Here is a 22,308-nt window from a genome sequence, read left to right as displayed (position 1 = left end):
GTATTTTCGCAGCCAAGGAAACAGCGTGCGCTCAGCCGAGGATCAGCACCTGAAGATCGGCGACATTCGTCCCGGTCGCGCCGATCTGCAACAGATCCCCTGCGGCCTTGAGACCGTGATAGCTGTCATTGCGCGCCAGCACATCCTGCGGGTCCAGCCCCGCCGTCCGCATCCGGCCAAGCGTGCCAGGATCGACAAGCCCGCCCGCCGCATCCGTCGGCCCGTCGCGCCCGTCGGTTCCGCCCGAGAGAAAAACATAATGCCCAAGCCCCGCCGCTTCGGCCAGCACCGCCACGCGCAAGGCCAGCTCCTGATTGCGCCCGCCAAGCCCGTCGCCCGTCAGTTTCACCGTGGTCTCGCCACCGAACAGGAACACGCCGCGCTCGCCCGAGCCTTTGGCGCAATCGACGATAATCCTGGCCGCCTCGGCGACATCGCCCTCGAGCGGCATCGGGAAGACATGCACCCCATGGCTGGCCCCGCCGCCCGCCGCCCGCGCCATAGCCGCGACCGAGATCTTGTTCGACCCGACGAGCGTCGAGGAACTCTCCGGCAAAAGCCCGAGATCGGGCTGCGGTTGCGAGAGATAAGTCGTCACCGACGCGGGCAGCCTGTCCCAAAGGCCGAGGTCGATCAACACCGCCGCCGCTTCGGCCCGCGTGCCGATGGGCGACACGGTCGGACCGGAGGCAATCGCGCGCAGATCGTCCGACACCACATCCGACAGCAAAAGCGCCGTGACCTTCGCGGGCGCCGCCGCCCGGAGTAAACCGCCGCCTTTCAGGCGCGACAATTGCTGCCGCACGAGATTCATCGTCACGATGTCGGCCCCCGAGGCCAGCAAAAGCCGGTTGACCTCCGCCTTGTCTTCCAAGGACACCCCGGCCACCGGCGCGGGCAAAAGCGCGGAACCGCCGCCCGAAATCAGCGCAAGAACATCGCCCGTCGCATGCGACAGCGCCTCCTCGACCCGAAGCGCAGCCCGCGCGCCCTCGGCATCCGGCACGGGATGCCCCGCAGCGCGCACTTCTGCGCCCTCAAGAGGTTTCGCGTTTTCATAATTCGTCACCACGATCACGGTCCGCGCCTCGACATGACGCATCGCGGCCTCGGCCATGGTGCGCGCCGCCTTGCCCACAGCGATGATGATCGGCTGCTCGAAGCTCTTCCCGGCAAGGGCCGCCTCAACGGCCTGACCGGGATCGGCCGCCGCCACACCTTCGAGGAAAATTTCGCGCGCCCGGGCACGCAGCTCATTGATTTGAGAGGGATCGTTTGTCATGGCCGGATGTTGACACGTTGACAGTGCGGCGTCCAGCGCCCTTGCCAAGCCGCGCGCTTCGCGGCAGGTTTCGCGGGACAGGCACGCCGTTCGCCCCTGCCGCGACACGGCCCCCAACAGGAGCCGAAAGATGCACGAGCTTCCCCTCACCCGAGAGCTGGTCCTGATCGGCGGCGGACACAGTCATGCGCTGATCCTGAAACGCTGGGGGATGAGGCCCCTGCCCGGCGTGCGCGTGACGGTGATCAATCCGGGCGCGGTGGCGGCCTATTCCGGCATGTTGCCGGGTTTTGTCGCCGGACATTACCAACGCGAAGAGTTGGAGCTCGATCTCGTACGGCTGGCACGCTTTGCCGGTGCCCGGGTGCTTCTCGGTCGGGCCACCGGGATCGACCGCGACGCTCGTCTCGTGCAGGTCGAAGGCCACCCGCCGATCCGCTACGATTATGCCTCCATCGACATCGGCATCACCTCCGCCATGCCCGATCTGGACGGCTTTTCCGAATTCGCCGTGCCCGCCAAACCGCTCGAACGTTTCGCGAGCCGGTGGGACGGGTTTCAGACTGCCGCGCGCCATGGCGAGGTCCTGCCTCATATGGCGGTGATCGGAGGCGGGGTCGCAGGCGCGGAACTGGCCGCCGCCATGGCGCATCGTCTGGGCGATCTGCCGCAGATGGAGATCACGCTCATCGACCGGGGCGAAATCCTCTCCGAAATGCGCGCGCCGACTCGGCACCGTCTGCTCAAAACCCTCGCCGATTTGCGCGTCACCTTGCGCCCGCAAGCCGAGGTTGCCCGGATCGAAGCGGATCGGGTTCGCTTTTCCGACGGCAGTGCGCTCGGCAGCTTCTTCACCCTAGGCGCGGCGGGCGCGCGTCCCTATGACTGGCTCGCCGACACCGGTCTCGATCTGCACGACGGCTTCGTCACCGTCGGCCCGACACTGCAATCCTCCGATCCGCGCATTTTCGCCGCCGGGGATTGCGCGCATCTCGCCTTCGATCCGCGCCCCAAGGCGGGCGTCTATGCGGTGCGCGAGGCCCCCGTACTCTTCGACAACCTGCGCGCCTGCCTGAGCGAAGGCCCTGGGGTGCGCCTGCGTGCTTACAAGCCGCAAAAGGACTATCTCAAGCTGATCTCTCTGGGCGGCCAATCCGCACTCGCCGACAAGGCGGGGCTTGTCACCTCCGGCCCGCTGATGTGGCGCTGGAAAGACCGGATCGACCGGAAATTCATGCAGAAACTCAAGGAGCTGTCCCCAATGACGCTCCCCGCCCTGCCCGCACAGGTGGCCGAAGGGCTGCGCGAAGAGGTCGAGGGCAAAAAACCGATGTGCGGTGCTTGTGGGGCCAAGGTCGGTGGCGACATTCTCACCCGCGTGCTGCGCGATCAACCCGGTATCGAGCGGCGCGACGTGCTGCATCTGGCGGGCGACGATGCCGCCCTCCTGACCCATGGCGACACGTGGCAGGTGGCCTCCGTCGATCACCTGCGCGCCTTTGTCGAGGACCCGGTTCTGATGACGCGGATCACCGCGATCCATGCACTGGGCGATGTCTGGGCCATGGGGGCCTCGCCTCAGGCAGCCCTCATGACCGTCACCCTGCCGAAAATGAGCGCCGCGTTGCAGGAGGGCTGGCTGGCGGAAATCATGCAGGCCGCACGCGACGTTTTCACTGAGGAAGGGGCCGAGATCATCGGTGGGCATACCGCGATGGGCGCGGAGTTCTCCGTCGGCTTCACCGTCACCGGCCTTCTGGATCGGCCGATTACGCTCAAGGGTGCGCGCCCCGGCGATCGGCTCATCCTGACCAAGCCCCTCGGCACCGGCGTGCTGCTCGCCGCCGAGATGGAGATGAAGGCCAGCGGGCGCGACATGGAGGCCGCCTATGCCTCGATGATCAAAAGCTCCGGCGAGGCGGCGCGCATTCTGGGCAATGCCCATGCGATGACCGATGTGACGGGCTTCGGACTGGCCGGGCATTTGCTTGGCATCTGTCGCGCCTCGGAGGTCGGTGCGGCGATCCGGCTCGAGGACATCCCGCTTCTGCCCGGCGCTTTGGAGCAATCCATTGCGGGAATGCGCTCGACGATCTATCCCGCGAACCGTGCCTATGCCGCGGAATACCAAGGCCCGGAAGGCGCGCTGGCCGATCTTCTGCTCGATCCGCAGACCGCCGGAGGGCTTCTGGCCTGTCTCTCGCCGATGCGGGCGGAGAAATGCGTGGCGGCGCTCCGGGGGGCTGGCTACGAGGCCGCCCTGATCGGGGACATCACCGAAGGGCCGCCGCGTCTTGAGGCACGCAATACAGAATAACGCTGCGGGATATTGCGGCGCGCCCTGTCATCTTCATTTCACTTTACCGATCCCGAGACGCCTGCAAGCGTCTTCTGGAGCATTTCACATTTGATCGCATGCGATTCGGGAACTTCGGGGGATTTTCAGGATGAAACATTGGACGACAGCTCTGGCGCTCTGCGCGGGCCTTGCCTCGGCCGCTCAGGCGCAAGAGGCCACACTCTACAGCCAAGCCAATGGCTGGACCGTCACGCAACTGCGCGAAAACGGTCAGGTCGTGGCCTGTGAGGCGATGCTGATCACCGGTCCCGAGCAGGGGCTATTCTACCGCTACGACACCGCCAATTCCGTCATCGGGTTCAGCGGCCCCGCTTCCGCCGCCTCGCCCTTTCCCATCGACGTGGACATGTGGTTCGACGACGGCGTCAAAGCCTATCAGAGCTATATCATGCAGCCGATCGCGGATCACAACGGTTATGAATGGCGCGGGCTGGTCATGACCAATGACGAACCCTGGGGCGAACTGGACCAGTTCCAGAACGCCGCCACCCTGCACGTCGGCTACGACACCGGCCATGGGGTCGCGCAATTCGCCTTTCCGCTGAACGGTTCGAACCGCGCCGTCGCCGACACCATCGCCTGTGCCCAACCCGCCCCCCAGCCTGCCGTGGTGCAGGCCGCCCCGCAGGTGATCTACGGCAGTTGCAAGCTGATCGTTCACGGGCAGGTCTATGTCGACATGGCCGCCGGATGTCCGATCTGGCTCGCAAATGACGGCAGCGGCAATTTCTGGATCAACACCGACCGCACCGCCTATCTCGGCCCATATTTTGCCGAGATCGCCCCCGATGGCACCGGTCAGGCCTCCGGCTGGTGGAACGCCGAACCCGGTGCAACCCATGCGCAGGCCCCCTTGGGCGACGGGTTTCGCATGGGCAATGGCGGCTGCTGGTCGAATGCCACGGCCACCGTTTGCGCCGCGCGCTGAGCCGTCTCAGCCCGTTTCCAACAGATCGGCAATCCGTGCGGCGGCACCTTCGCGCGCCGCTTCGCTCATATCGCCAAGATCGACGCGCGCCCGCACCTCAGGCGCATGGCGCGCTCGGGATTTATCGTAACGCGGATCGTAATGCTGCGCCATGAGCGCGCCTGCAAGATCGACGAAATCGCCCTTCGCCGCCATCTCGCGCCAGGCTTCGACACGGGCGTGCCCCTGAAGCGGAATGAGCTGATCGAGCCGCGCAGCCATCAACTCGGCATCTTCGACCAAATCAGCGTAGGCCTCCGCAAGATAACGTGCCCGGGCGCTCAGCTCCGCGCTCACCTCGATGCGCGGCGCGGCGCACATCGCCGCCCAAATCGAGGGCGGCACCGACAGCTCGCCGATCCGCGAGCTTTCCGCCTCCACCAGCACCGGCCTCACCGGATCGAGCCGCGCAAGCGCCGCCGCAAGCCGGCTTTCAAAGCCTTTCTGCGCCGGTTGATCGCCCATGCCTCCGAAAATCGAGCCGCGGTGATTGGCAATCCCTTCGAGATCGAGCACCTGCCCGCCCCGCGCCGCCACCCGCTGCAACAGATCGGTCTTGGCCGTGCCCGTGTTGCCGTCGATCAGCACGACCCGATGCGGCAGCGGCGCGTCATGCAACATGCCGATCACCGCCTTGCGCCAGCTCTTATAGCCGCCCTCGACCACCTCCACCCGCCAGCCGATCTGGCGCAGGATGATGGCAAAGGAATTCGACCTCTGCCCGCCGCGCCAGCAATAGACCAGCGGCTGCCAGCCGCCCTCCTTGTCGGCCAGCGGCCCCTCGATATGATCCGCGGCATTGCGCGCCACCAAAGCCGCACCGAGCTTGCGCGCCAGAAAAGGCGATTGCTGCTTGTACACCGTCCCGACCTCGGCCCGCTCGGCATCCGAAAGCACCGGCAGGTTGATCGCGCCGGGCACATGGTCCTCGGCAAACTCGGACGGTGCGCGCACGTCGATCACCGTGTCGAAGGGCGCGTCGAGAAACTGTCGGACGGAGGAGAAAGCGATGCTCATAGGGCTTTGTAACTTCGGATTGGAACCGGGAACAGAGCCTTATAGCGGATCAGAGCCCACACGAACTCGAACCGCGGACCCACTGATTACAAATGAACTTGAGAAAGAGTGTTCGGCCTAATAGGCACAAGATCGAAAAGCCTTCCTTATCGGCACGTCGCAAGCTATCTCTACAACATAAGATAATCAACTGAAGCCTCTATGCAAATTTCGCATAGAGGTGGTAGTTGCACACTGCTTACTGTTGTCAAATGGTATCACTTATACGTAGGAGGAAATTGTGTCTAACGAATTTAAAGACATCTTGCAAAAAGCTAGCCAAGGTAAAGCCATTTTGTTTTGCGGCGCTGGTGCTTCTCTAGATTCTATTGGATTTGATTGCGAGGAACTACCGGCTGCGAGCCCGTTGCTAGGCAAGTTCAACGCATATCTAGGTAAGAATTTTTCCAAGCTGCCAATAGCAGCTGCCAAAGTAGCTGACAGCTCTATCCAAGATTATTACCGCATAATTACAGATTGCTTCAAGGTTCAAGCCGTCTCCGATGACATGCAAAGCATCATGTCCTATCCTTGGAGCAGGGTCTATTCTACAAATTATGATGACAGTATTGAAATTGCCTGTGAGCAAATTGGCAAACCAAAACAAACACTCACAGCAGCCGACAAGCCATCAGATATTCTAGCAGGAAAACTTCCGATCATTCATTTGCACGGTTTTGTGAACCATTTTCGTATCGATACTATCCGCCAAGACTGCATCTTAGATTACAACTCAAATATCGCGAACGAAGTCTACCAAGGCCCGTGGGCGACAGAACTCAAAAATGACATGTCGACCGCCGACATTGTCGTTTTTTGGGTTACTCATTGTATGATCCGGAAATTGCGAAACTTGTTCTGCAAGGCAGAAATTCCAAAAAGAAGATATTCTTCATCAATTCCAAGATTGAAGACGAAGAACTAAGCTATATGCAGGAAATGTTTGGCTCCCCTCTTTATATTGAAAAAGACGGGTTAGCTAAAGTTATCGATTATCTCCCTGTTTCTACAGAGATCGTAAAAAAGAGCTATGTTTGCTTCAAACCAGCATCCGAACAAGAAGTTGAACATCGAAACGTAAACTATGAAGATCTGAGTGACCTATTTCTTTTCGGACGCATTCAGGATCGACTTTTGCAAGCAGACGTTGTCGGGAAAACTTCCAACTACATCATACGCCCGGCTATTATCGAAAAAATTATAAACGAACTCAACAATGGCCGCAGCCTAATATCCCTCTATTCTCCCTTGGGTCACGGGAAAACAGTGCTGTCCAAAGTGCTCGGAGCAGAACTCTCTCGAGATTACGATGTGTTCTTCGCGATACGAAACCAAGGAAGCTTCATGGAAGAACTAAAATCCATAATAGCTAACCATAACCGCCCTATCATTGTACTTGATGACTACTATAAGTTTTCAAAACATCATCGTGATATGTCTCGCCTGACATCAGAAGAAGTCATATTCATTTTCACCTCAAGACTGAGTGTACACGAAACGCGAAAAGATGAACTTCCTGCACAATTCCTCAATCATGATGTGATTGATTTGAGGATCGGGACACTTACGGATCGCGATGCTCATGCCCTTGTTCCACTTACAAACCAAGCTGGAATGTGGAAGGAAAAATCCGAACTTTCTGACCTAGAAAAAGCAAAAAAGCTGCTTTCAGTAGGCCCCGGAGGCTATCAGGCAAACTTTGCAGATATCTTGGTCGGTCTAATGAACTCAAACGAGATGATTGGAAGGATAAAAAAGGAACTTGAAATATTGAAGGCTCTTTCGAAAAACGCCTATGATGTTGTCCTACTGTCAATTTATCTAGAGTTCACAAATAATCACGTTGATGATTTAGTCATTGATCAAACACTGCGGATCAATCTGTCGAACATTCACACATCCGAACAAATTTCCAATGTATTCAGGGTATTTTTTAACCTTGAAAGGCAAGCCGGTGGTTACTTCGCAGGCTCTATCTTTGCAAAATATGCAATGGAAAAGATTTGTGAACACAATGACTTGATCGAAGTTATTGAAAAAGCCGCCAACAATTTGGCGGACAGTTTCCCCCTCTTTGAAGAAATGAAATTGGTTCTAGTTGATTTGCTGCGTTTCAATTATCTTAAAGTTATCGCACATCAAGATCAAAACCGCCTCCGGCGCATTAGGGACCTATACTCGAATCTTTCCTCCAACCCGAATTTGAATCGGGATGATCTGTTCTGGAATGCTTTCGGTATGTGCCAAAGAGCACTCAAAGATTTCGAGGCTGCGGTAAAGCACTTTAGAACGAGCATAAGCTATGCAAAAAATCGCGGTGGGAATTATGTACCTTACCATGCGCAGAACCAACTCATTGTATGCTTGCTGGAGCGTGGGATTAGCATACCTAGCAAAAGCTCCAACGCATTCAGAGACATAAAAGAAGTTCTCGAGCTTCTTACAGTTCAGGCCGACGATGAAAGAACACATGGCCGTGGGCAAGCGTTTGCGTGGCACAAAGAACTGATTTCTTTCTTGGAAATTTACTATCCGCAGTTTGACGAAACTGAAAAGATGGTCACACGCGCGCAAGTGCAGAAATATGTATCCTTCATTATGAGAAGTGTTTCCGGTTGGGAAAAGCGCCCAGAAGCAACTAAGACCGTCAGGAAACTACAGTCCTTTTTGGCTAACAATCCAATTTAACCAAGCGACTAATCGACGCCACAACTTCGCGTTTCACTAAATCATTACTTTCCGATCTAGTTCAACCACGGTTTTGAAAACCTAATCATACTAGATCGGAACATCGCTCTGTTGATAGGATGATAGTTTCCTGTCCAGAAAAAATGTGCCTAACCGCATCCGAACAAAGAAAGCTTTGGGGAAAGGAATTGAAATATATCACACTCTCTCCTTCAGCACGCAAAGCGCAGAATCAATCAAACGAACACCAATACACGAGAACAGACGCACGCGTTGCCCCCTCGCCACACCGAGATTCTTCCCTCCGCGTGCTTCCGTATTGCTTCCATTTTTTAGAACGGAACAAACGCGAACGCGACAAAGTCGCGCAAATAACTGATCTTATTGATAAAAATGGTGCCCCCACACGGACTCGAACCGCGGACCCACTGATTACAAATCAGTTGCTCTACCAGCTGAGCTATAGGGGCACTCAGGGGCTCATTTAAGCGTGCGGGCGAGGGCGTGCAAGCAATTTGTCGCCCCGCGCGCAATGAACCGGACGCAGCGCAGCATGCCCGCTCAGGTCAGGTCCGAAGCATTTTCGGACCGCGCGAGCAGAAGCACCGCCACCAGCCCGACGGAAATCACCAGAAGCGCCGCCGGAGAGGCCGCTTCGAGTTGTTCGAGCGAGGCTTTCTCGAACACCCGCGTCGCCAGTGTGTTGTAGTTAAACGGCCGCAGCAGCAGCGTCGCGGGCAGTTCCTTGACGCAATCGACGAAGACCAGCAAAAGTGCCGTGCCGACCGAACCGCGGATCAGCGGCACATAGACCCGGCGCAGCGTGCCGCCCAAGGTCTGGCCAAGCGAACGCGCCGCCATCGGCAGCGAGGGCGCCACCCGGCCCAGAGCGGCATCGGTCGCGCCTTGGGCAATGGCAAAGAAGCGCACCACATAGGCAAAGACGATGGCAAAGGCCGTGCCGGTCATCAAAAGCCCCGGATCGTGCCCGGTCAGGGTCGCGATCCCGTCGGCCAGAATATGATCGAGCCCGGCGAGCGGAAACAGGATGCCGATACCCAGAACCGCCCCCGGCGCGGCATAACCCAGCGTGGTGAAGGGCAGCACCAGACGTGGCAGTTTGCGCCCGGTGAGCCGCACGCCGTACACCATAAAGAGCGCGGCAATAACCGTCAGAATGGCGGCAGAGCCCGCCACCGTCAGCGTGTTGGTGAGTGCGCTCAAAAGCCCCGGTGCCAGCCATTGCTCCGGCTCGCCCAGCGCATGGTGCAGGATCACCCCGACGGGCAGGATGAACCCCACCGCAAAAGGCACGAAACACAGCGCCAGCGCCAGAAGCCCCTGCCAGCCGGTCAGACGGATCGGAGAGATCGGTCGGGCCTGACGCGCGCCCTGAGAATAGCGCGCCCGTCCGCGCGAGGATTTTTCCAAGGCGACCAGAAGGAACACGACGACCAACACCACGGAGGCGATCTGCGCCGCACCGCCGGCGTTGCCGCCTTCGAGCCATGTGGAGAAAATACCCGTGGTCAGCGTCTGCACCGCGAAATAGGTGACCGTGCCGTAATCCGACACGGTCTCCATCATCACGATCGCCGTGCCCGCCGCAATGGCCGGGCGCGCAAGCGGCAGGCCGACACGCCAGAACCGTTCGAACGGCCCCGCGCCCAAAGCGCGTGCGGTTTCATAGACCGAGCCGGATTGCTCGCGAAACGCCGCGCGGGTCATGAGAAACACATAGGGCGTCAAAGCGGCGGCCAGAACGATGATCGCAAAACCAAGCGAGCGCACCTCCGGGAACCAATAGTCGCGCGAGGTCTGCCAACCGAAGAGACCGCGCATGAGGGTCTGCACCGGCCCGGCATATTCGAGAAAATCGACCAAGGCATAGGCCCCGACATAGGCCGGGATCGCCAGTGGCAAGAGCAGCAGCCACTCGAGCGCCTTGGAAAACGGAAAGCGATACATGGTCACAAGCCAGGCCGCACCGGTGCCGACACAGGCGGCCAGCCCCGCGACGCCAGCGGCCAGAAGCGCCGTGGTCAGCATGTAACGCGGCAGGGTGGTGGCCAGCAGATGCGGCCAGATGTTCACGCTCGGGTGGAATGCGATCCAGACCACGGAAATCAACGGCATCAGTACCAGAGCCGCGATGACAAAGGCCCCGACCGACCAGGGCGACAGGCGCGCCACGCGGGCAAGCCCGTGGTGGCGGGCGTTCGGACGGGCATCGCAGGCCGGAGGCTGAGTCATTTGGTCGGTCATTCCTCCGGCTTACTGCCTTTCCGAGAGGACGTGAAGCCCAGTTTCGGTGCGAAACCCGAGGGATCGCAGGGATTTTGCCGCGATGGCCCGAGGGCGAATTCGGTTTCCCTAGCGGCAAAACCGGTTATATTAACGCTAACGAGCCGCCGTAAAATCAGGCACGGCATAAGAGCAGAGCCAGAGACAGGACCGACCACTCCCATGATCATTTCCATGCATATCGGCGCCCATTGCACCAATGGCGCGCAGCTCATGCGGGGGCTTCTCAAGAACAAGGCGGCACTGGCCGAGCATGGCGTGGCGGTACCGCCGCCCTCGCATTACCGCGATGTGCTGCCGCAGATCATGAAAAAGGTCAAAAACAACCGTGCCAGCCCAGAGAGCCAGGAAATGCTGCTCGACCAGATGCTCGATCTGGACGATTGCACCCGCATGGTGCTGTCCTACGAGGATGTGATCTGCATGCACCCGCTGATCTTCGAGAAGGGGCAGTTCTACAGCAAGGCGGATTTCAAACTGCCATGGCTGCGCAACACCTTCGCCGATCATCAGATGGAATTCTTCATCGGCGTCCGCAACCCGGCGACCTTCATCCCGGCGGCGTTCTCCTATTGCGGCCCGAACACCAGTTTCGCGAGCTTCCTGTCGGGCATCGACCTCGACACGCTGCGCTGGTCCAGCCTCTTGAGCCGCATCCGGACCGTCTGCCCGGATACGTCCGTGACCTGTTTCGCCTTCGAGGACACGCCTCTGACCTGGGCGCAGGTGATGCGCGACATGACCGGGGTCGGGCCGATGGTGCCGATGTCGGGCGGGCTCGACATTCTGGCGACGATCATGAAGCGCGAGGGCATGAAGCGGCTGCGCACCTATCTGCACACCCACAAACCCCAGACCGAAGAACAACGCCGCCGCATTCTTCAGGCCTTTCTCGACAAATATGTCGACGAGGCGGCTTTGGAAGAAGAAATCGAGGTGCCCGGCTGGGACGAGGCTCTCGTCGAACGGCTGACCGAGGCCTATGAGGAAGACTTGGAGCGGATCGAAGCCATGCAGGGCGTGCGCTTTATCGCGCCTTGAGGTCCGCCCCCCTCACTCCGGAACATACGCCGCCACCAGCCCCTCGATCCCGCTCACCGGATGCGCCTTGAGCCAGAGCGCCACGCGGCATCCGGCCTCGGCATAGAAACTCGCATCGCGCGCGCCCATGGAATGCCGCCAGTCATGCGCATTCTCGGGCAGCGCCCCCTGCCCCGGATCGCAGCTCTCCGGGTTCAGATCGAAACGCGGGTCGCGCGACACATAGGTGGCAATCCCCTCATCGACCCAGGCCGGAAACCCCGCCTGTGCCTTGAGTCCGATCTGACGATGCAGCGCCACATGGGTCAGCTCATGGGCGATGATCTCCGTGTCATGCCCCTTTGGCGTGAGGTAGAACAGATGACTGCCATAGGCCATCGCGCGCACCTCCATACCGCCCATGACCTTGTTGCAGGTCTCGGTGTAACAGATCAGCATGCGCGGCCGCTCCTGCGGTCCAAAGGCGGCTTCGACGCGCGCTTCGGCAAAGACGAGACGGCGCAGCATCTCGTCCGAGGTGGTCGGGCCGGTCAGTTCGGAATAGACCTCCGGCGCGATCTTTTTAAACCCGAAACAGCCCGGACAGACCCCGGCCACAACCGGGGACAGCCCAAGCATCACAAGCCCGAGGCCAAAGCCCAGCACCAGCGCGATCAGCGACAGCGCAATGCGGTGACCGAGACGTTGACCAAGTCGGGAGGCCATGACGGAACCTCGGAACAGGCGCCTCAGCGCATGCCCAGAGCTTCCCGATACATTTCAAGGATCGCCTCTTCCTCGGCGATCTCGTCGGCGGTCTTCTTGCGCAGCGCAATGAGTTTGCGCATCGCCTTGGTGTCGTAACCGCGCCCCTTGGCCTCGGCCATCACCTCTTTCTGCTGATCGGCGATGTCCTTTTTCTCAAGCTCAAGCCGTTCGAAACGCTCGACAAACTGACGCAGCTCATCCGCAGTGATGCGGTAAGAGGCGTCGGGGCCGGAGCTGTGGCCGGATTCGATATCGTCGTCCATCATGGGAAACCTTCCTCGGATTTTATGCTCTTTTCTGCCCCGATCCCTACCCGCCCGATGGCGGTGAGGCAAGTCTCGGAAACGCCTCTGCGCGCTTCCGTGCTTGCCTGACGCGACCCGAGGCGTTAGGCGGTCCCGAAGGATGGCCGACAAGCATGGGAGATGAACATGGGCGCATTGATCTGGGGCGGCGTGGTGTTGACGCTGATCGGCGTGGGCCTCTTGGTCTATTGCATCGTCGCGGCGATGAAGGCCAAGAAACTCGGCGGCTCCGACGAGGACATTCGCGCCCGACTGCAAAAGGTCGTGGCCCTCAATCTGGTGGCGCTTCTGGTCTCCGCCATGGGGCTCGGTGCGGTGACCATCGGCATCATTCTCGGCTGAGAGACCGACGGATTCGCCCTGCCCAAGGGCGAGTCGGACATCGCGACAGATGCCCCGCATCACCGGTCCAATTGCGCCACAATTCCCGACGCAGGGCGACCAAAGCGCCCGAAAATCGCACATCGTTTCGCGACAGGTAACAGTCGCGCGACAGACCGAGGAATTCCTTTCCCACGCCGTCGAATGTGCTTAATTGAATAATCGAACATTAACCATTTCGGCCTTCTCCTGCCCCCAGAGCCCCCGGGTCCACCGGTTCGGCACACGGGGCGGGAAGAGGGCCTGTTGACGAACGCGCAAAGCCCTCGCAGAGACCGGGCCACGAGCATGAGGAGAAGTCTTATGAGCCAAGCCGACACCGAGCTACAGAGCGCCATCCGCGACGTTCAGGACATTTCCGATCTGCCCCGTGACGAATGGGCCGAGGCACTTGAGGAATTCTGCGAGGAACACGGTTATTACGAACCGCTTGGCGACCGCTTCGCCGCCGCCTTCCTCGACGAGAAACCCCGCCTCCTGGTCAGTTTCGACACGTTCGAACAGGCGACCGAGCGCAATGACAAGGGCTATCCCACCGGCATGATGCTGGCCGCCCGGCACGGCTGGTCCTCGCTGACGCTGATGGCCCACGATCTCGATCCGAAAGACCGCTGGTTCCGCTCGAAAAACATCTATCGCTATTTCGACCGCCTTGTGGACGACGGCTTCTTCGAGGATTTCGATCAGGTCGTGTTCTACGGCGCAGGTGCCTGTGGCTATGCCGCGGCGGCCTATTCCGTCGTCGCCCCCGGTGCGACCGTCATCGCCATCGCGCCGCAAGCCACGCTCGACGGACGTCTGGCAAGCTGGGACCGGCGCTTCCCGAAAACCCGCCGGATGGATTTCACCAGCCGCTACGGCTTTGCCCCCGACATGGTCGACGGGGCGGAGAAGGCCTTTGTGCTCTATGACCCGCGCGTCAACGAAGATGCGATGCACGCCGCGCTGTTCAACCGGCCGCATGTCAACCGCATTCCCTGCCGCCTGTTCGGCACCGACCCGGAATTCGAGATGCTCGAAATGGGCGCGCTCGCCCCGATCCTCGAGGCCGCGATCGACGGCCGTCTGGATCAGCGCGCCGTCACCCGCGCGCTGCGCAAGCGGCGCGATCATCTGGGCTATCTGCGTCGGCTTCTGGCCGAAAGCGCTCCCAAAGCCCGGCCCTATCAGACCGCACTTCTGTGCCGCCATGTGCTGCGCAACCGCAAATACGCCCCGCGCTTCCGCAAGGCCTATGACATCGCGCTCGAGGTGCTCGAGGAACGCAACATCACCCTGCCCGAGCTGGAAACGCCGTTTCAGGAAAACGCCTGAACTGCGCCTTGGCGGTCTCTCCAAAGATTGCCTTCACCTCAGAGGTGGCCTTAACCGAGGCCGCCTTCCTCCTCGACGAACCGCACGATCGCCTCGACCCCTTCGCCATGGCGCAGCGCCGCCATGACATAGGCGCCTTGGCCCCGCGCCCGTTTGGTGTCTTCTTCCAACAACGCCCGGTCGACCCCGACATAGGGCGCCAGATCCACCTTGTTCACGACCAGAAGATCCGAGCGCGTCACTCCCGGCCCGCGTTTGCGCGGAATGTCCTGTCCGGCCGCCGTGTCGATCACATAGATCGTCAGATCCGCAAGCTCCGGCGAAAACGTCGCCGCCAAATTGTCGCCGCCGCTCTCGATCAGGATCACGTCCAGATCGGGGAATTTTTCCGAAAGATCGGCCACAGCAGCCAGATTGATCGAAGCGTCTTCGCGGATCGCCGTATGCGGGCAGCCGCCGGTTTCCACGCCGCGAATGCGCTCCATCGGCAGGATTTGTTGGCGCATCAGAGCCTCGGCATCCTCGCGCGTATAGATGTCATTGGTGATGACCGCGATGGAATACTTCTCCGACAGCGCCTTCGCCAGCGCCCCGGTCAGCGTCGTTTTCCCCGCGCCCACCGGCCCGCCAATGCCAACGCGCAACGCCCCGTTCGGTGATGCCATGTCTGCCTCCTGTTATGTCTTGAATATCCGCACGTCCATGTCCTCATGGCGTGCCGCGTTGAGATCGGCGGCAAACGCGCCCGTCGACAGCCCGTCGACCGTCGCGCCAAGTGCCTCTTCCGCCACTCTCTCGATCACCTCATGAAGCGCAGACAGCGCGCTTTGCCCCGCCGCCTGCCCGAGCGGAATAAAGCGCACGCCTGCGGACACAAGATTCGAGGCAAAGCTATGAAGATAAAGCGAGATCACAGTCTTGGGCCCAAGCCCCAGATCCCGCGCAGCCTCCCCCACCGCGACCGGCAAAGCCCGCGCAGGGCGCTTGGGCCCGCCCATCTCCGCCACCGTGCGCGCAAAGGCCGCGCCCTGCTCATAAGTCTCCGCCCAGCGCTCTTTCGACCCGGCCAGAGCCTCCGCCAGCGCCGCCATCTCATCCGCATCCGCACCTTGCAGCACCATCGACAACAGCCAGGCATCCGCCCGCCCGCCGCCCCCCGTCAGCACCGCGTCGAGCCAGCCCCGAAGCCCAGCCGCATCGCGCACCTGCCCCTCGCTGATCGCCAGTTCCAGCCCATGCGAATAGGCGAACCCGCCCAGCGGGAAGGCGGGCGAGAGCCATTGCGTCAGCGTCAGAAGCGCGCGGTCCGTCATGTTCGCTCAATCATGATGATGGTGGTGACCGTGTTTATGCTCATGAGGATGGTCATGATCGTGATGATGGTCGGGACCATGGGAGTGCGTGTGGCTGTGCTCATGCGAGTGCTCATGCCCGTGGTCATGCGCATGATCATGCGCGTGAGAATGACCGTGGTCATGGCTATGCCCGTGCCCCCCATGATCATGACCCATCGTCCGGCCATGGCCATAGGCCCCGCCCTCCGGCGTGAACGGCGCCACGATCTCCGCGACCTCGGCACCCAATTGTTCCAGCATGGCCTTCAAAACCGGATCGCGTTGGATCACCAACCGGTCGGCGGCAATTTCACAAGGCGTATGCCGGTTGCCGATGTGCCAGACATAGCGCGTCACCGTCTCGCCGGTCACCGCATAAAGCTCTTCCTCGGCGGCTCGCACCCCGATCACCGTGCCGTCTTCGCAGAGAAATCCGTCCCCCTCGCCGATCGACACGGTTTGCGGCAGGTCGACAAACACCGTCAGACCGCCCTCGGTCACCAGTTTCTTGCGCCGCAGAAGGCGTTGATCGTAGGTCAGCGCCACGTGATCCGTGGCCGCCTCCGCACCGCCCTCGCTGAGTTCATAAGCTTTCAATCCGCTCATTTTGCACCCTCCTGTCGGGAATTGGGACTTTCTTAACCGACTCGCCCTCAAATGTAAGGCAAGGAGACCCTGCCCATGCGTTTTTCGTCTTTCGATCATAGCGCCCCCGACGCCCCTTTCGAGGCCGTCGACGCACTTTTCACCCTGCGCGCCGAAATTGCCCGGCTGCGGGCGCTTGAAGTGGAATTATGTGATGAAATTCTGACCTTTGCCAGCGAACTGGGCTGTGACAAAGTACTCGGTGTAGGGCGCATGGCCGTGATCGAGACCCGCCGTCCGCGCCGCATCGCCCCCGAACACCTGCCGCAAGAGCTGCTGTTGAACCCGGATGTGTTCCGCGATTGCGAGGAAACCGTGGTTCTGCTCGCCCCCCGCGCCGCCGCAGTCGCCGCCACAGTCGCCGCCGCCCTTGAAATGCCGGTGGACCTGCCATCCCCGGAGCCTTCGATCGTCACGGACCAGAGTGCCGAAATGGCGCCTGAGGACCTGTCCCTCGGCCTTGTTTCCGCCCCGCCCCCCGAGCCGGACACGGAACACGATGTCACAGACGAGCCGCCGCTCCCCCTGTCCGCCCCCCTCTTCAGCGCTTCTGACGAGATCTCCCCCGAGCTCCCGGATCAGGAAACGGAGAATGAGGCGCAGGCGGAGTTCACGGACCTCATCGCTGTGGACGACAGCCGAGCCACGATGCGCACCATCGGCGCGCCCCTGCCGGACAGCCCGCTCGATGCCGTCGCACCGGAGCATTCCCAAACCCCTCCCGAAAGTCTGCCCCATGAGTCGACCGTGGGCGTGAGCGATCTCGTGCCAGCCCCCGGCATGGACGTTTTCGAAGACACAGGCGGCGACCTTTCGGAAGATGTGCATGCGGTCACCGCCCCCTTTGTGCAAGCCGACGACCCCTTCGGTCTCAAAACCGCCGCGCCACGGAGGACCAGTCTGGACCTCCCTCCGATCGAAGCCGGTAACGCCCCCGAGGGCGAGACCCCGCGCGATCTGCGCCCCACCGGACATGCCGATTTGCAGCCTCTCGCGGGCCTCCATGACGAGAACCTGGCGCAGATGCAGGCCGATGCCGAGGCGCCACTCGCCCCGGCCACCCTGCCCGACGCGCTCGATCTGGCCCGCGCGCTCGAGATGGAGGCCGACCTCGGTTTCGCGCAAGCGATCGAAACGGAAGAGGACGCCCAGCCCGCCACCGCATTTGCCAGCCGCCGTCTCGCCATCGGCGGCGAGGGCTAAGCCACAGGCCATGTACCCGGAATTCCAATCCCTTGCTCCAGAAGGAAAAAGACCATGGATATGTCCCTCTCCCCCGTCGATGAACTCGCCCGTCTGCGCGCCAAGATCGCGGAACTGCGCGCCCGCGAGTCCGCGCTCGTGGCCGGTTTCATCTCTGCGCACGCGCCCGGCCGGTATCACGGGCTGACCTGCGACGTCGTGGTATCCCACACCGCCTATCAGGTCTTCGACATCTCAAAACTTCCGCCCGAAATGCTCGACGACGACCGCTATTACGCGACCAAACAGGTCACCTCGATCCGCATCGAAGACCATGAGGAAGACGTTTTGCCCACCGCACTCCACGCCCCAGAAACCATGCCGCTGCTGGCCCGCCCCTAATAACCCAGCTGCATCACAGGTCTAAATCACGGTAAATCACGGGGCTCACTCACACCTCTAACTCACGGGCTTAAATCTTGCGCCCCTGAACTCCGGTCAACGGGGCCGAGGCGTCTCCCCACGCCCTTCTGACACGGCCCCGAACCGTCCGCCATGGCCTACGGCCTCCGTCAGACACAGAACAAATCCCGGAACACGTAATGCGGAATGCGGTCACGGGTGATGCCCATGGCCAGCAATTCCTCATCGCTCAGCGCATCGAGCCGGGCCAGTTCGCCAAGCCGTTTGCGGCGCACGGCATAGGCGTTCACCCCCTGCCCCAAAGTGGCGAAAAAAAGATCGAGCCGCGCCCGAAGGCTGGGCGTCAGGATCGCGATATTGGCGACATGCTGCATGGAAACCTCTCTTCATACGGGTTTCCTCCCTATGCTTTCAGGCTACAGGCATTCTATGAACAAACAATTGAACGTTGTGTGCGACCGGTTGTTTGCGCAACACCCGCCCTTCGAAGGCGGGTGTTGCATGTTTTCCGGGCAGTTACGCCGCCTTCCGTATCAGAACAGGAAATACCTCTGCGCCATCGGCAGCTCCGTCGCCGGTTCGCAGGTCAGAAGCTCGCCATTGGCCCGCACCTCGTAGGTTTCCGGGTTCACCTCGATCTCGGGCGTGGCGTTGTTCATCACCATGGACGACTTGCCGATGTTGCGCGTGTTCTCCACCGCCAGCGTTTGCTTGGCGAGCCCAAGCTGCTTGCCGATCCCCTCGGCCTGAGCCGCCTGAGACACGAACAGCACGGCGGAATGCTCCACCGCCCGCCCCATCGCACCGAACATCGGCCGCGTGTAAACCGGCTGCGGCGTCGGGATCGAGGCGTTCGGATCGCCCATCTGCGCCACGACAATCATGCCCCCCATCAGAACCATCTCCGGCTTCACGCCAAAAAACGCCGGTGACCACATGACGATATCGGCGCGTTTGCCGACCTCGACCGTGCCGATATGTCGGCTCATGCCATGCGCAATCGCCGGGTTGATCGTGTATTTCGCGACATAGCGTTTCACCCGCACGTTGTCATTGTCACCAGTCTCATCCGACAGGCGCCCGCGCTGTTTCTTCATTTTATCAGCCGTTTGCCATGTGCGGATGATCACCTCGCCCACACGGCCCATCGCCTGACTGTCGGACGAAATCACCGAAAACGCCCCCATGTCATGCAGGATGTCCTCCGCCGCAATCGTCTCCTTGCGAATGCGGCTTTCGGCAAAGGCCACATCCTCCGGGATCGACTTGTCGAGGTGGTGACAGACCATGAGCATGTCGAGATGCTCTTCCAGAGTGTTCTGCGTAAAGGGCCGCGTCGGGTTCGTCGACGACGGCAGGATATTCTCATGGCCGACCACCTTGATGATGTCCGGCGCATGCCCGCCGCCCGCACCTTCGGTGTGATAGGCGTGGATCGTCCGGCCTTTGATGGCGGCCAGAGTGTTCTCCACAAACCCGCTCTCATTGAGCGTATCGGTGTGGATCATCACCTGCACATCCATGTCGTCGGCGACCGAGAGACAGCAATCGATCGCGCCGGGCGTCGTGCCCCAATCCTCATGCAGCTTAAGCGCCGCCGCCCCCGCCTTGACCATCTCGACCAGTGCCTGCGGTTGCGACGCGTTGCCCTTCCCGGCCAAAGCGATGTTCATCGGCACGCCGTCCAGCGCTTGCAACATCCGCCCGATGTGCCAGGGCCCCGGCGTACAGGTGGTCGCAAGCGTCCCATGCGCCGGCCCCGTGCCACCGCCCAGCATACAGGTGATGCCGGAATGCAGCGCATCCTCGATCTGTTGCGGCGCGATGAAATGGATATGGCTGTCCATCCCCCCCGCCGTGATGATCCGGCCCTCGCCCGCAATCGCCTCGGTCCCCGGGCCGACGATGATGTCGACATTCGGCTGCGTGTCCGGGTTCCCAGCCTTGCCGATCCCGGCGATGCGCCCGTCTTTCAAGCCGATGTCGGCCTTGTAGATGCCCGTCACGTCGAGGATCAGCGCATTGGTGATCACCGTATCGACCGCCCCCTGAGCACGGCTCATTTGCGACTGGCCCATGCCGTCGCGAATGACCTTGCCGCCGCCGAATTTGACCTCTTCGCCATAAGGCCCGGTGAGGTCCTTCTCCACCTCGATGATCAGATCGGTATCGGCAAGCCGAACCCTGTCGCCGGTGGTCGGGCCGAACATGTCGGCATAGGTCGCGCGGGAGATTTTTGCAGGCATCTTGTCCCTCTCAGTTCATCTCGTAAACGGCGCGGATGTCTTCGGTCCGCCGCCGTGTGATATTCTCTAAACAGCGCGCGACAATCATCGGCTCCATCGAACCGCCGCGCACCAGAAATCCGGTCGCCTCACAGACCTTGTCGCGATAGGGAATCCACGCCCTTTGCGCCTCGCGCAGCGCCTCCGAGGCACAGCACAGCTCCTCGGACAGGCCCAGATCCCACTCTTTCGCCACCGCCATGGCGTTCTGATAAGCCAGATTGAGATCCTCATCCGCCGCCCTGTAGTCGCGCCCGGCGCAGATGTTCATCTCCGTCTGGGTCATCGCATTGGCGCAATCGACCTCCGCGTCTTGCGCGAAAGCCGGAGCCGCCAGAACCGCCAGCGATATGATCGCAAACCGGATCACAGTTTCCCCATGACCTTCTGGTTAAACCCGTAAACCTCTCGCGCCCCCGCCAGAGGCACAAGATCGACCTCCCGCGTCTGCCCCGGCTCGAACCGAACGGCGGTCCCGGCGGCAATATCGAGCCGCTTGCCCTTCGCCGCCTCGCGGTCGAACTCCAACCCCGCATTGGTCTCGTAGAAATGGTAATGCGAGCCGACCTGCACCGGGCGGTCGCCGGTGTTGGACACGGTGATCGTCGTCACCTCCGCGCCTGCGTTCAGCTCGATCTCGCCATCCTGAATGAAATATTCACCGGGTATCATCGGCGCGCCTCCTGCTTTCTGATGGTCCAAATACTCAAGTCAACGGATCGGATGGTGCACGGTCACAAGTTTCGTCCCGTCCGGGAAGGTCGCCTCGACCTGCACCTCGTGGATCATCTCCGGCACGCCGGACATGCATTGATCCTTGGTGATCACATGCGCCGCCGCCTGCATCAGTTCCGACACCATCTTGCCGTCGCGCGCGCCCTCAACGACGAAATCGGTGATCAGCGCAATGGCTTCCGGGTGGTTCAGCTTCACGCCGCGCGCCAACCGGCCCCGCGCCACCATGGCTGCGACCGAGACCAGCAGCTTGTCCTTTTCCCTCGGCGTCAGGTTCATTCTCGTCCCTCGTTCTCACATTTGCCAGACACGCGGCAGATCCGCCTGTCTGATCGTCTTCAAAACCTGCGCCACATAGCGACGCAACGGATAGCCATCGGGCGCCATCGCCCGGATCACCAGCTTGCCGTTCCAGCCGGACACCCCGGCGGTCACGCCCTCATGCTGTATCGGTTTGACCAGATCGGCAAGCGCTTCTGCGCCCGGCGCGAACAGTCCCACGGTGGCAATCGCCCGCGCCCCCGCCAAAAGCGCCGGATTGTCCCGGAGCGCCAAAAGCCCGGCGTCGATCTCCAGCGGTTCGATGAATTCCAGCCGTCCGGCCCGATGAATTTCCCGGCGATCCGACAGGTGCAGCGTCTCGATGGTCTCCCCCATCGCCGCGCGTCCCAGAACCACCATCTCGGAGAACAGAAACCGCGCATCGCCCGCGATCTGCGCCGTGGTTCTGCGCGTCAGCCGCGCGGTCTCGAACAGGATCGTCTCCTGCGGCAACCAGTCGAGCCGCGCGCCTGCCCCGGCATGGAGGCTCACGGACACTTCGGCATCCGCCCCACCCGCGACAGAGGCATAGGCCCGCTCGGCGGTCTGCGTCGTGCCGATCAGCGCCCCGTTTGCCTCGACCTCAAGCCGGTACTCCAGCCGATCTCCGGCGGTCAACCCCCCGGATGTATTGAGAAAAACCACCTCAGGAACGGCGCTGTGCACCTTCGGCAACATCGCCTTGGCGGAGCCCTGTTGATACAAATCCTTCAGCCCCCGCGCGCCCATCACCACATGGGCACGCCCACGCACGCGCTGCAAGCGGGCGGCATCACTGGCGTGGGGCGTGTCGAGCATGAAATCCTCCGGGTCGGTCTCGACCCTAGCCGCGCGCAGCGGGGGGCTTCAATCCCGGAGCGAAACACCGGGGCGAAAAACTGACCAGAGGCTTAAAAAATAAGCGCAACCGGGGCCCCGCACCATCTGGCGCTTTGTCCC

At 61.1% G+C, this 22,308-nt stretch carries 23 protein-coding genes and 1 tRNA gene; 9 read left to right on the top strand and 15 right to left on the bottom strand.

Features of this window, described 5'->3' with window-relative positions; translation table 11 throughout:
- Positions 1-31 precede the first annotated feature (31 nt).
- Positions 32-1,282, bottom strand: coding sequence for a glycerate kinase type-2 family protein (locus V1471_RS01830; RefSeq protein ID WP_434286591.1), 1,251 nt, complete (start codon positions 1,280-1,282; stop codon positions 32-34).
- Positions 1,283-1,412: 130 nt separating this feature from the next.
- Between V1471_RS01830 and selD the strand changes: the two genes are divergently transcribed.
- Complete coding sequence (gene selD / locus V1471_RS01825; protein ID WP_434286590.1) at positions 1,413-3,599, top strand: selenide, water dikinase SelD; 2,187 nt, start codon at positions 1,413-1,415, stop codon at positions 3,597-3,599.
- A 130-nt stretch (positions 3,600-3,729) separates the two neighbouring features.
- Positions 3,730-4,569, top strand: coding sequence for a hypothetical protein (locus V1471_RS01820; RefSeq protein WP_434286589.1), 840 nt, complete (start codon positions 3,730-3,732; stop codon positions 4,567-4,569).
- Between the two features lie 6 nt (positions 4,570-4,575).
- On the opposite strand, the gene mnmH is transcribed toward V1471_RS01820, so the two are convergent.
- The gene (mnmH, locus tag V1471_RS01815; protein WP_434286588.1) at positions 4,576-5,625 is read right to left on the bottom strand and encodes a tRNA 2-selenouridine(34) synthase MnmH; all 1,050 of its coding nucleotides are present in this window, start codon (positions 5,623-5,625) and stop codon (positions 4,576-4,578) included.
- A gap of 280 nt (positions 5,626-5,905) precedes the next feature.
- On the opposite strand from mnmH, the gene V1471_RS01810 reads away from it, so the two are divergent.
- Both V1471_RS01810 and V1471_RS01805 read left to right on the top strand, forming a co-directional pair.
- Positions 5,906-6,589, top strand: a complete 684-nt coding sequence (locus V1471_RS01810; RefSeq protein WP_434286587.1) for a hypothetical protein — start codon at positions 5,906-5,908, stop codon at positions 6,587-6,589.
- Positions 6,590-6,594: 5 nt separating this feature from the next.
- On the top strand, positions 6,595-8,352 hold the full coding sequence (locus tag V1471_RS01805; RefSeq protein ID WP_434286586.1) for a hypothetical protein: 1,758 nt from the start codon (positions 6,595-6,597) through the stop codon (positions 8,350-8,352).
- A gap of 394 nt (positions 8,353-8,746) precedes the next feature.
- Here the strand turns inward: V1471_RS01805 and V1471_RS01800 are convergent.
- Together V1471_RS01800 and V1471_RS01795 are read right to left on the bottom strand one after the other, a co-directional pair.
- Positions 8,747-8,822: transfer RNA gene (locus V1471_RS01800), tRNA-Thr, on the bottom strand.
- 91 nt (positions 8,823-8,913) lie between these two features.
- Positions 8,914-10,605, bottom strand: coding sequence for an ABC transporter permease (locus V1471_RS01795; protein WP_434286585.1), 1,692 nt, complete (start codon positions 10,603-10,605; stop codon positions 8,914-8,916).
- A 213-nt stretch (positions 10,606-10,818) separates the two neighbouring features.
- Between V1471_RS01795 and V1471_RS01790 the strand changes: the two genes are divergently transcribed.
- Entirely contained in the window at positions 10,819-11,697 is an 879-nt protein-coding gene (locus tag V1471_RS01790) for a hypothetical protein (RefSeq protein ID WP_434286584.1), read from the top strand.
- A 12-nt stretch (positions 11,698-11,709) separates the two neighbouring features.
- On the opposite strand, the gene V1471_RS01785 is transcribed toward V1471_RS01790, so the two are convergent.
- Positions 11,710-12,402 carry a hypothetical protein gene (locus V1471_RS01785; protein WP_434286583.1) on the bottom strand — a complete coding sequence of 231 codons (693 nt, stop codon included), beginning with the start codon at positions 12,400-12,402 and terminating at the stop codon, positions 11,710-11,712.
- Between the two features lie 23 nt (positions 12,403-12,425).
- Positions 12,426-12,710 (bottom strand): DUF2312 domain-containing protein, encoded by a 285-nt coding sequence (locus tag V1471_RS01780; RefSeq protein ID WP_434286582.1) that lies wholly within the window; start codon positions 12,708-12,710, stop codon positions 12,426-12,428.
- Positions 12,711-12,875: 165 nt separating this feature from the next.
- Between V1471_RS01780 and V1471_RS01775 the strand changes: the two genes are divergently transcribed.
- Positions 12,876-13,091, top strand: coding sequence for a hypothetical protein (locus tag V1471_RS01775; protein WP_434286580.1), 216 nt, complete (start codon positions 12,876-12,878; stop codon positions 13,089-13,091).
- Positions 13,092-13,433: 342 nt separating this feature from the next.
- A complete protein-coding gene (locus V1471_RS01770) occupies positions 13,434-14,444 on the top strand; it encodes a phosphoadenosine phosphosulfate reductase (RefSeq protein WP_434286579.1) in 1,011 nt (336 codons plus the stop codon).
- A gap of 50 nt (positions 14,445-14,494) precedes the next feature.
- On the opposite strand, the gene ureG is transcribed toward V1471_RS01770, so the two are convergent.
- Genes ureG through V1471_RS01755 form a run of 3 tightly spaced genes read right to left on the bottom strand, consistent with a single transcriptional unit; the run spans position 14,495 to position 16,384 of the window.
- Positions 14,495-15,109, bottom strand: coding sequence for an urease accessory protein UreG (gene ureG / locus V1471_RS01765; protein ID WP_434286578.1), 615 nt, complete (start codon positions 15,107-15,109; stop codon positions 14,495-14,497).
- A gap of 12 nt (positions 15,110-15,121) precedes the next feature.
- On the bottom strand, positions 15,122-15,757 hold the full coding sequence (locus V1471_RS01760) for an urease accessory protein UreF (RefSeq protein ID WP_434286577.1): 636 nt from the start codon (positions 15,755-15,757) through the stop codon (positions 15,122-15,124).
- 6 nt (positions 15,758-15,763) lie between these two features.
- Complete coding sequence (locus V1471_RS01755; RefSeq protein ID WP_434286576.1) at positions 15,764-16,384, bottom strand: urease accessory protein UreE; 621 nt, start codon at positions 16,382-16,384, stop codon at positions 15,764-15,766.
- A gap of 75 nt (positions 16,385-16,459) precedes the next feature.
- Between V1471_RS01755 and V1471_RS01750 the strand changes: the two genes are divergently transcribed.
- Together V1471_RS01750 and V1471_RS01745 are read left to right on the top strand one after the other, a co-directional pair.
- On the top strand, positions 16,460-17,626 hold the full coding sequence (locus tag V1471_RS01750; protein ID WP_434286575.1) for a hypothetical protein: 1,167 nt from the start codon (positions 16,460-16,462) through the stop codon (positions 17,624-17,626).
- A 54-nt stretch (positions 17,627-17,680) separates the two neighbouring features.
- Complete coding sequence (locus tag V1471_RS01745; protein ID WP_434286574.1) at positions 17,681-18,007, top strand: hypothetical protein; 327 nt, start codon at positions 17,681-17,683, stop codon at positions 18,005-18,007.
- A 170-nt stretch (positions 18,008-18,177) separates the two neighbouring features.
- On the opposite strand, the gene V1471_RS01740 is transcribed toward V1471_RS01745, so the two are convergent.
- From V1471_RS01740 to V1471_RS01715, 6 genes are all read right to left on the bottom strand, one after another.
- Positions 18,178-18,402: a hypothetical protein gene (locus V1471_RS01740; RefSeq protein ID WP_434286573.1), complete on the bottom strand. Its 225-nt coding sequence runs from the start codon at positions 18,400-18,402 to the stop codon at positions 18,178-18,180.
- A gap of 159 nt (positions 18,403-18,561) precedes the next feature.
- Positions 18,562-20,274, bottom strand: coding sequence for an urease subunit alpha (gene ureC, locus V1471_RS01735; RefSeq protein ID WP_434286572.1), 1,713 nt, complete (start codon positions 20,272-20,274; stop codon positions 18,562-18,564).
- Positions 20,275-20,284: 10 nt separating this feature from the next.
- Positions 20,285-20,683: a lysozyme inhibitor LprI family protein gene (locus tag V1471_RS01730; RefSeq protein ID WP_434286571.1), complete on the bottom strand. Its 399-nt coding sequence runs from the start codon at positions 20,681-20,683 to the stop codon at positions 20,285-20,287.
- Positions 20,680-20,985 carry an urease subunit beta gene (locus V1471_RS01725; RefSeq protein ID WP_434286570.1) on the bottom strand — a complete coding sequence of 102 codons (306 nt, stop codon included), beginning with the start codon at positions 20,983-20,985 and terminating at the stop codon, positions 20,680-20,682. Before V1471_RS01725 ends, V1471_RS01730 begins: the two co-directional genes overlap by 4 nt.
- 39 nt (positions 20,986-21,024) lie before the next feature.
- Positions 21,025-21,327: an urease subunit gamma gene (locus V1471_RS01720; RefSeq protein WP_434286569.1), complete on the bottom strand. Its 303-nt coding sequence runs from the start codon at positions 21,325-21,327 to the stop codon at positions 21,025-21,027.
- 15 nt (positions 21,328-21,342) lie between these two features.
- Positions 21,343-22,167, bottom strand: a complete 825-nt coding sequence (locus tag V1471_RS01715) for an urease accessory protein UreD (protein WP_434286567.1) — start codon at positions 22,165-22,167, stop codon at positions 21,343-21,345.
- Between the last annotated feature and the right edge of the window lie 141 nt (positions 22,168-22,308).

Origin of the sequence: Celeribacter sp. SCSIO 80788 (assembly GCF_051054295.1) — a bacterium.
Lineage (GTDB): Bacteria > Pseudomonadota > Alphaproteobacteria > Rhodobacterales > Rhodobacteraceae > Celeribacter.
Note: the sequence above shows the minus strand (reverse complement) of the source record. Positions and strands in the feature narration are given on the sequence as shown.

Excerpts from the sequence above, each read along its gene's own strand:
- V1471_RS01745 (WP_434286574.1), top strand. The coding sequence starts at position 17,681 with ATGGATATGTCCCTCTCCCCCGTCGATGAACTCGCCCGTCTGCGCGCC.
- ureG (WP_434286578.1), bottom strand. The coding sequence starts at position 15,109 with ATGGCATCACCGAACGGGGCGTTGCGCGTTGGCATTGGCGGGCCGGTG.
- V1471_RS01740 (WP_434286573.1), bottom strand. The coding sequence starts at position 18,402 with ATGCAGCATGTCGCCAATATCGCGATCCTGACGCCCAGCCTTCGGGCG.
- V1471_RS01775 (WP_434286580.1), top strand. The coding sequence starts at position 12,876 with ATGGGCGCATTGATCTGGGGCGGCGTGGTGTTGACGCTGATCGGCGTG.
- V1471_RS01780 (WP_434286582.1), bottom strand. The coding sequence starts at position 12,710 with ATGATGGACGACGATATCGAATCCGGCCACAGCTCCGGCCCCGACGCC.
- V1471_RS01720 (WP_434286569.1), bottom strand. The coding sequence starts at position 21,327 with ATGAACCTGACGCCGAGGGAAAAGGACAAGCTGCTGGTCTCGGTCGCA.
- V1471_RS01760 (WP_434286577.1), bottom strand. The coding sequence starts at position 15,757 with ATGACGGACCGCGCGCTTCTGACGCTGACGCAATGGCTCTCGCCCGCC.
- V1471_RS01725 (WP_434286570.1), bottom strand. The coding sequence starts at position 20,985 with ATGATACCCGGTGAATATTTCATTCAGGATGGCGAGATCGAGCTGAAC.
- V1471_RS01805 (WP_434286586.1), top strand. The coding sequence starts at position 6,595 with ATGCAGGAAATGTTTGGCTCCCCTCTTTATATTGAAAAAGACGGGTTA.
- selD (WP_434286590.1), top strand. The coding sequence starts at position 1,413 with ATGCACGAGCTTCCCCTCACCCGAGAGCTGGTCCTGATCGGCGGCGGA.
- mnmH (WP_434286588.1), bottom strand. The coding sequence starts at position 5,625 with ATGAGCATCGCTTTCTCCTCCGTCCGACAGTTTCTCGACGCGCCCTTC.
- V1471_RS01790 (WP_434286584.1), top strand. The coding sequence starts at position 10,819 with ATGATCATTTCCATGCATATCGGCGCCCATTGCACCAATGGCGCGCAG.
- V1471_RS01830 (WP_434286591.1), bottom strand. The coding sequence starts at position 1,282 with ATGACAAACGATCCCTCTCAAATCAATGAGCTGCGTGCCCGGGCGCGC.
- V1471_RS01795 (WP_434286585.1), bottom strand. The coding sequence starts at position 10,605 with ATGACTCAGCCTCCGGCCTGCGATGCCCGTCCGAACGCCCGCCACCAC.
- V1471_RS01785 (WP_434286583.1), bottom strand. The coding sequence starts at position 12,402 with ATGGCCTCCCGACTTGGTCAACGTCTCGGTCACCGCATTGCGCTGTCG.
- V1471_RS01820 (WP_434286589.1), top strand. The coding sequence starts at position 3,730 with ATGAAACATTGGACGACAGCTCTGGCGCTCTGCGCGGGCCTTGCCTCG.
- ureC (WP_434286572.1), bottom strand. The coding sequence starts at position 20,274 with ATGCCTGCAAAAATCTCCCGCGCGACCTATGCCGACATGTTCGGCCCG.
- V1471_RS01750 (WP_434286575.1), top strand. The coding sequence starts at position 16,460 with ATGCGTTTTTCGTCTTTCGATCATAGCGCCCCCGACGCCCCTTTCGAG.
- V1471_RS01770 (WP_434286579.1), top strand. The coding sequence starts at position 13,434 with ATGAGCCAAGCCGACACCGAGCTACAGAGCGCCATCCGCGACGTTCAG.
- V1471_RS01715 (WP_434286567.1), bottom strand. The coding sequence starts at position 22,167 with ATGCTCGACACGCCCCACGCCAGTGATGCCGCCCGCTTGCAGCGCGTG.
- V1471_RS01755 (WP_434286576.1), bottom strand. The coding sequence starts at position 16,384 with ATGAGCGGATTGAAAGCTTATGAACTCAGCGAGGGCGGTGCGGAGGCG.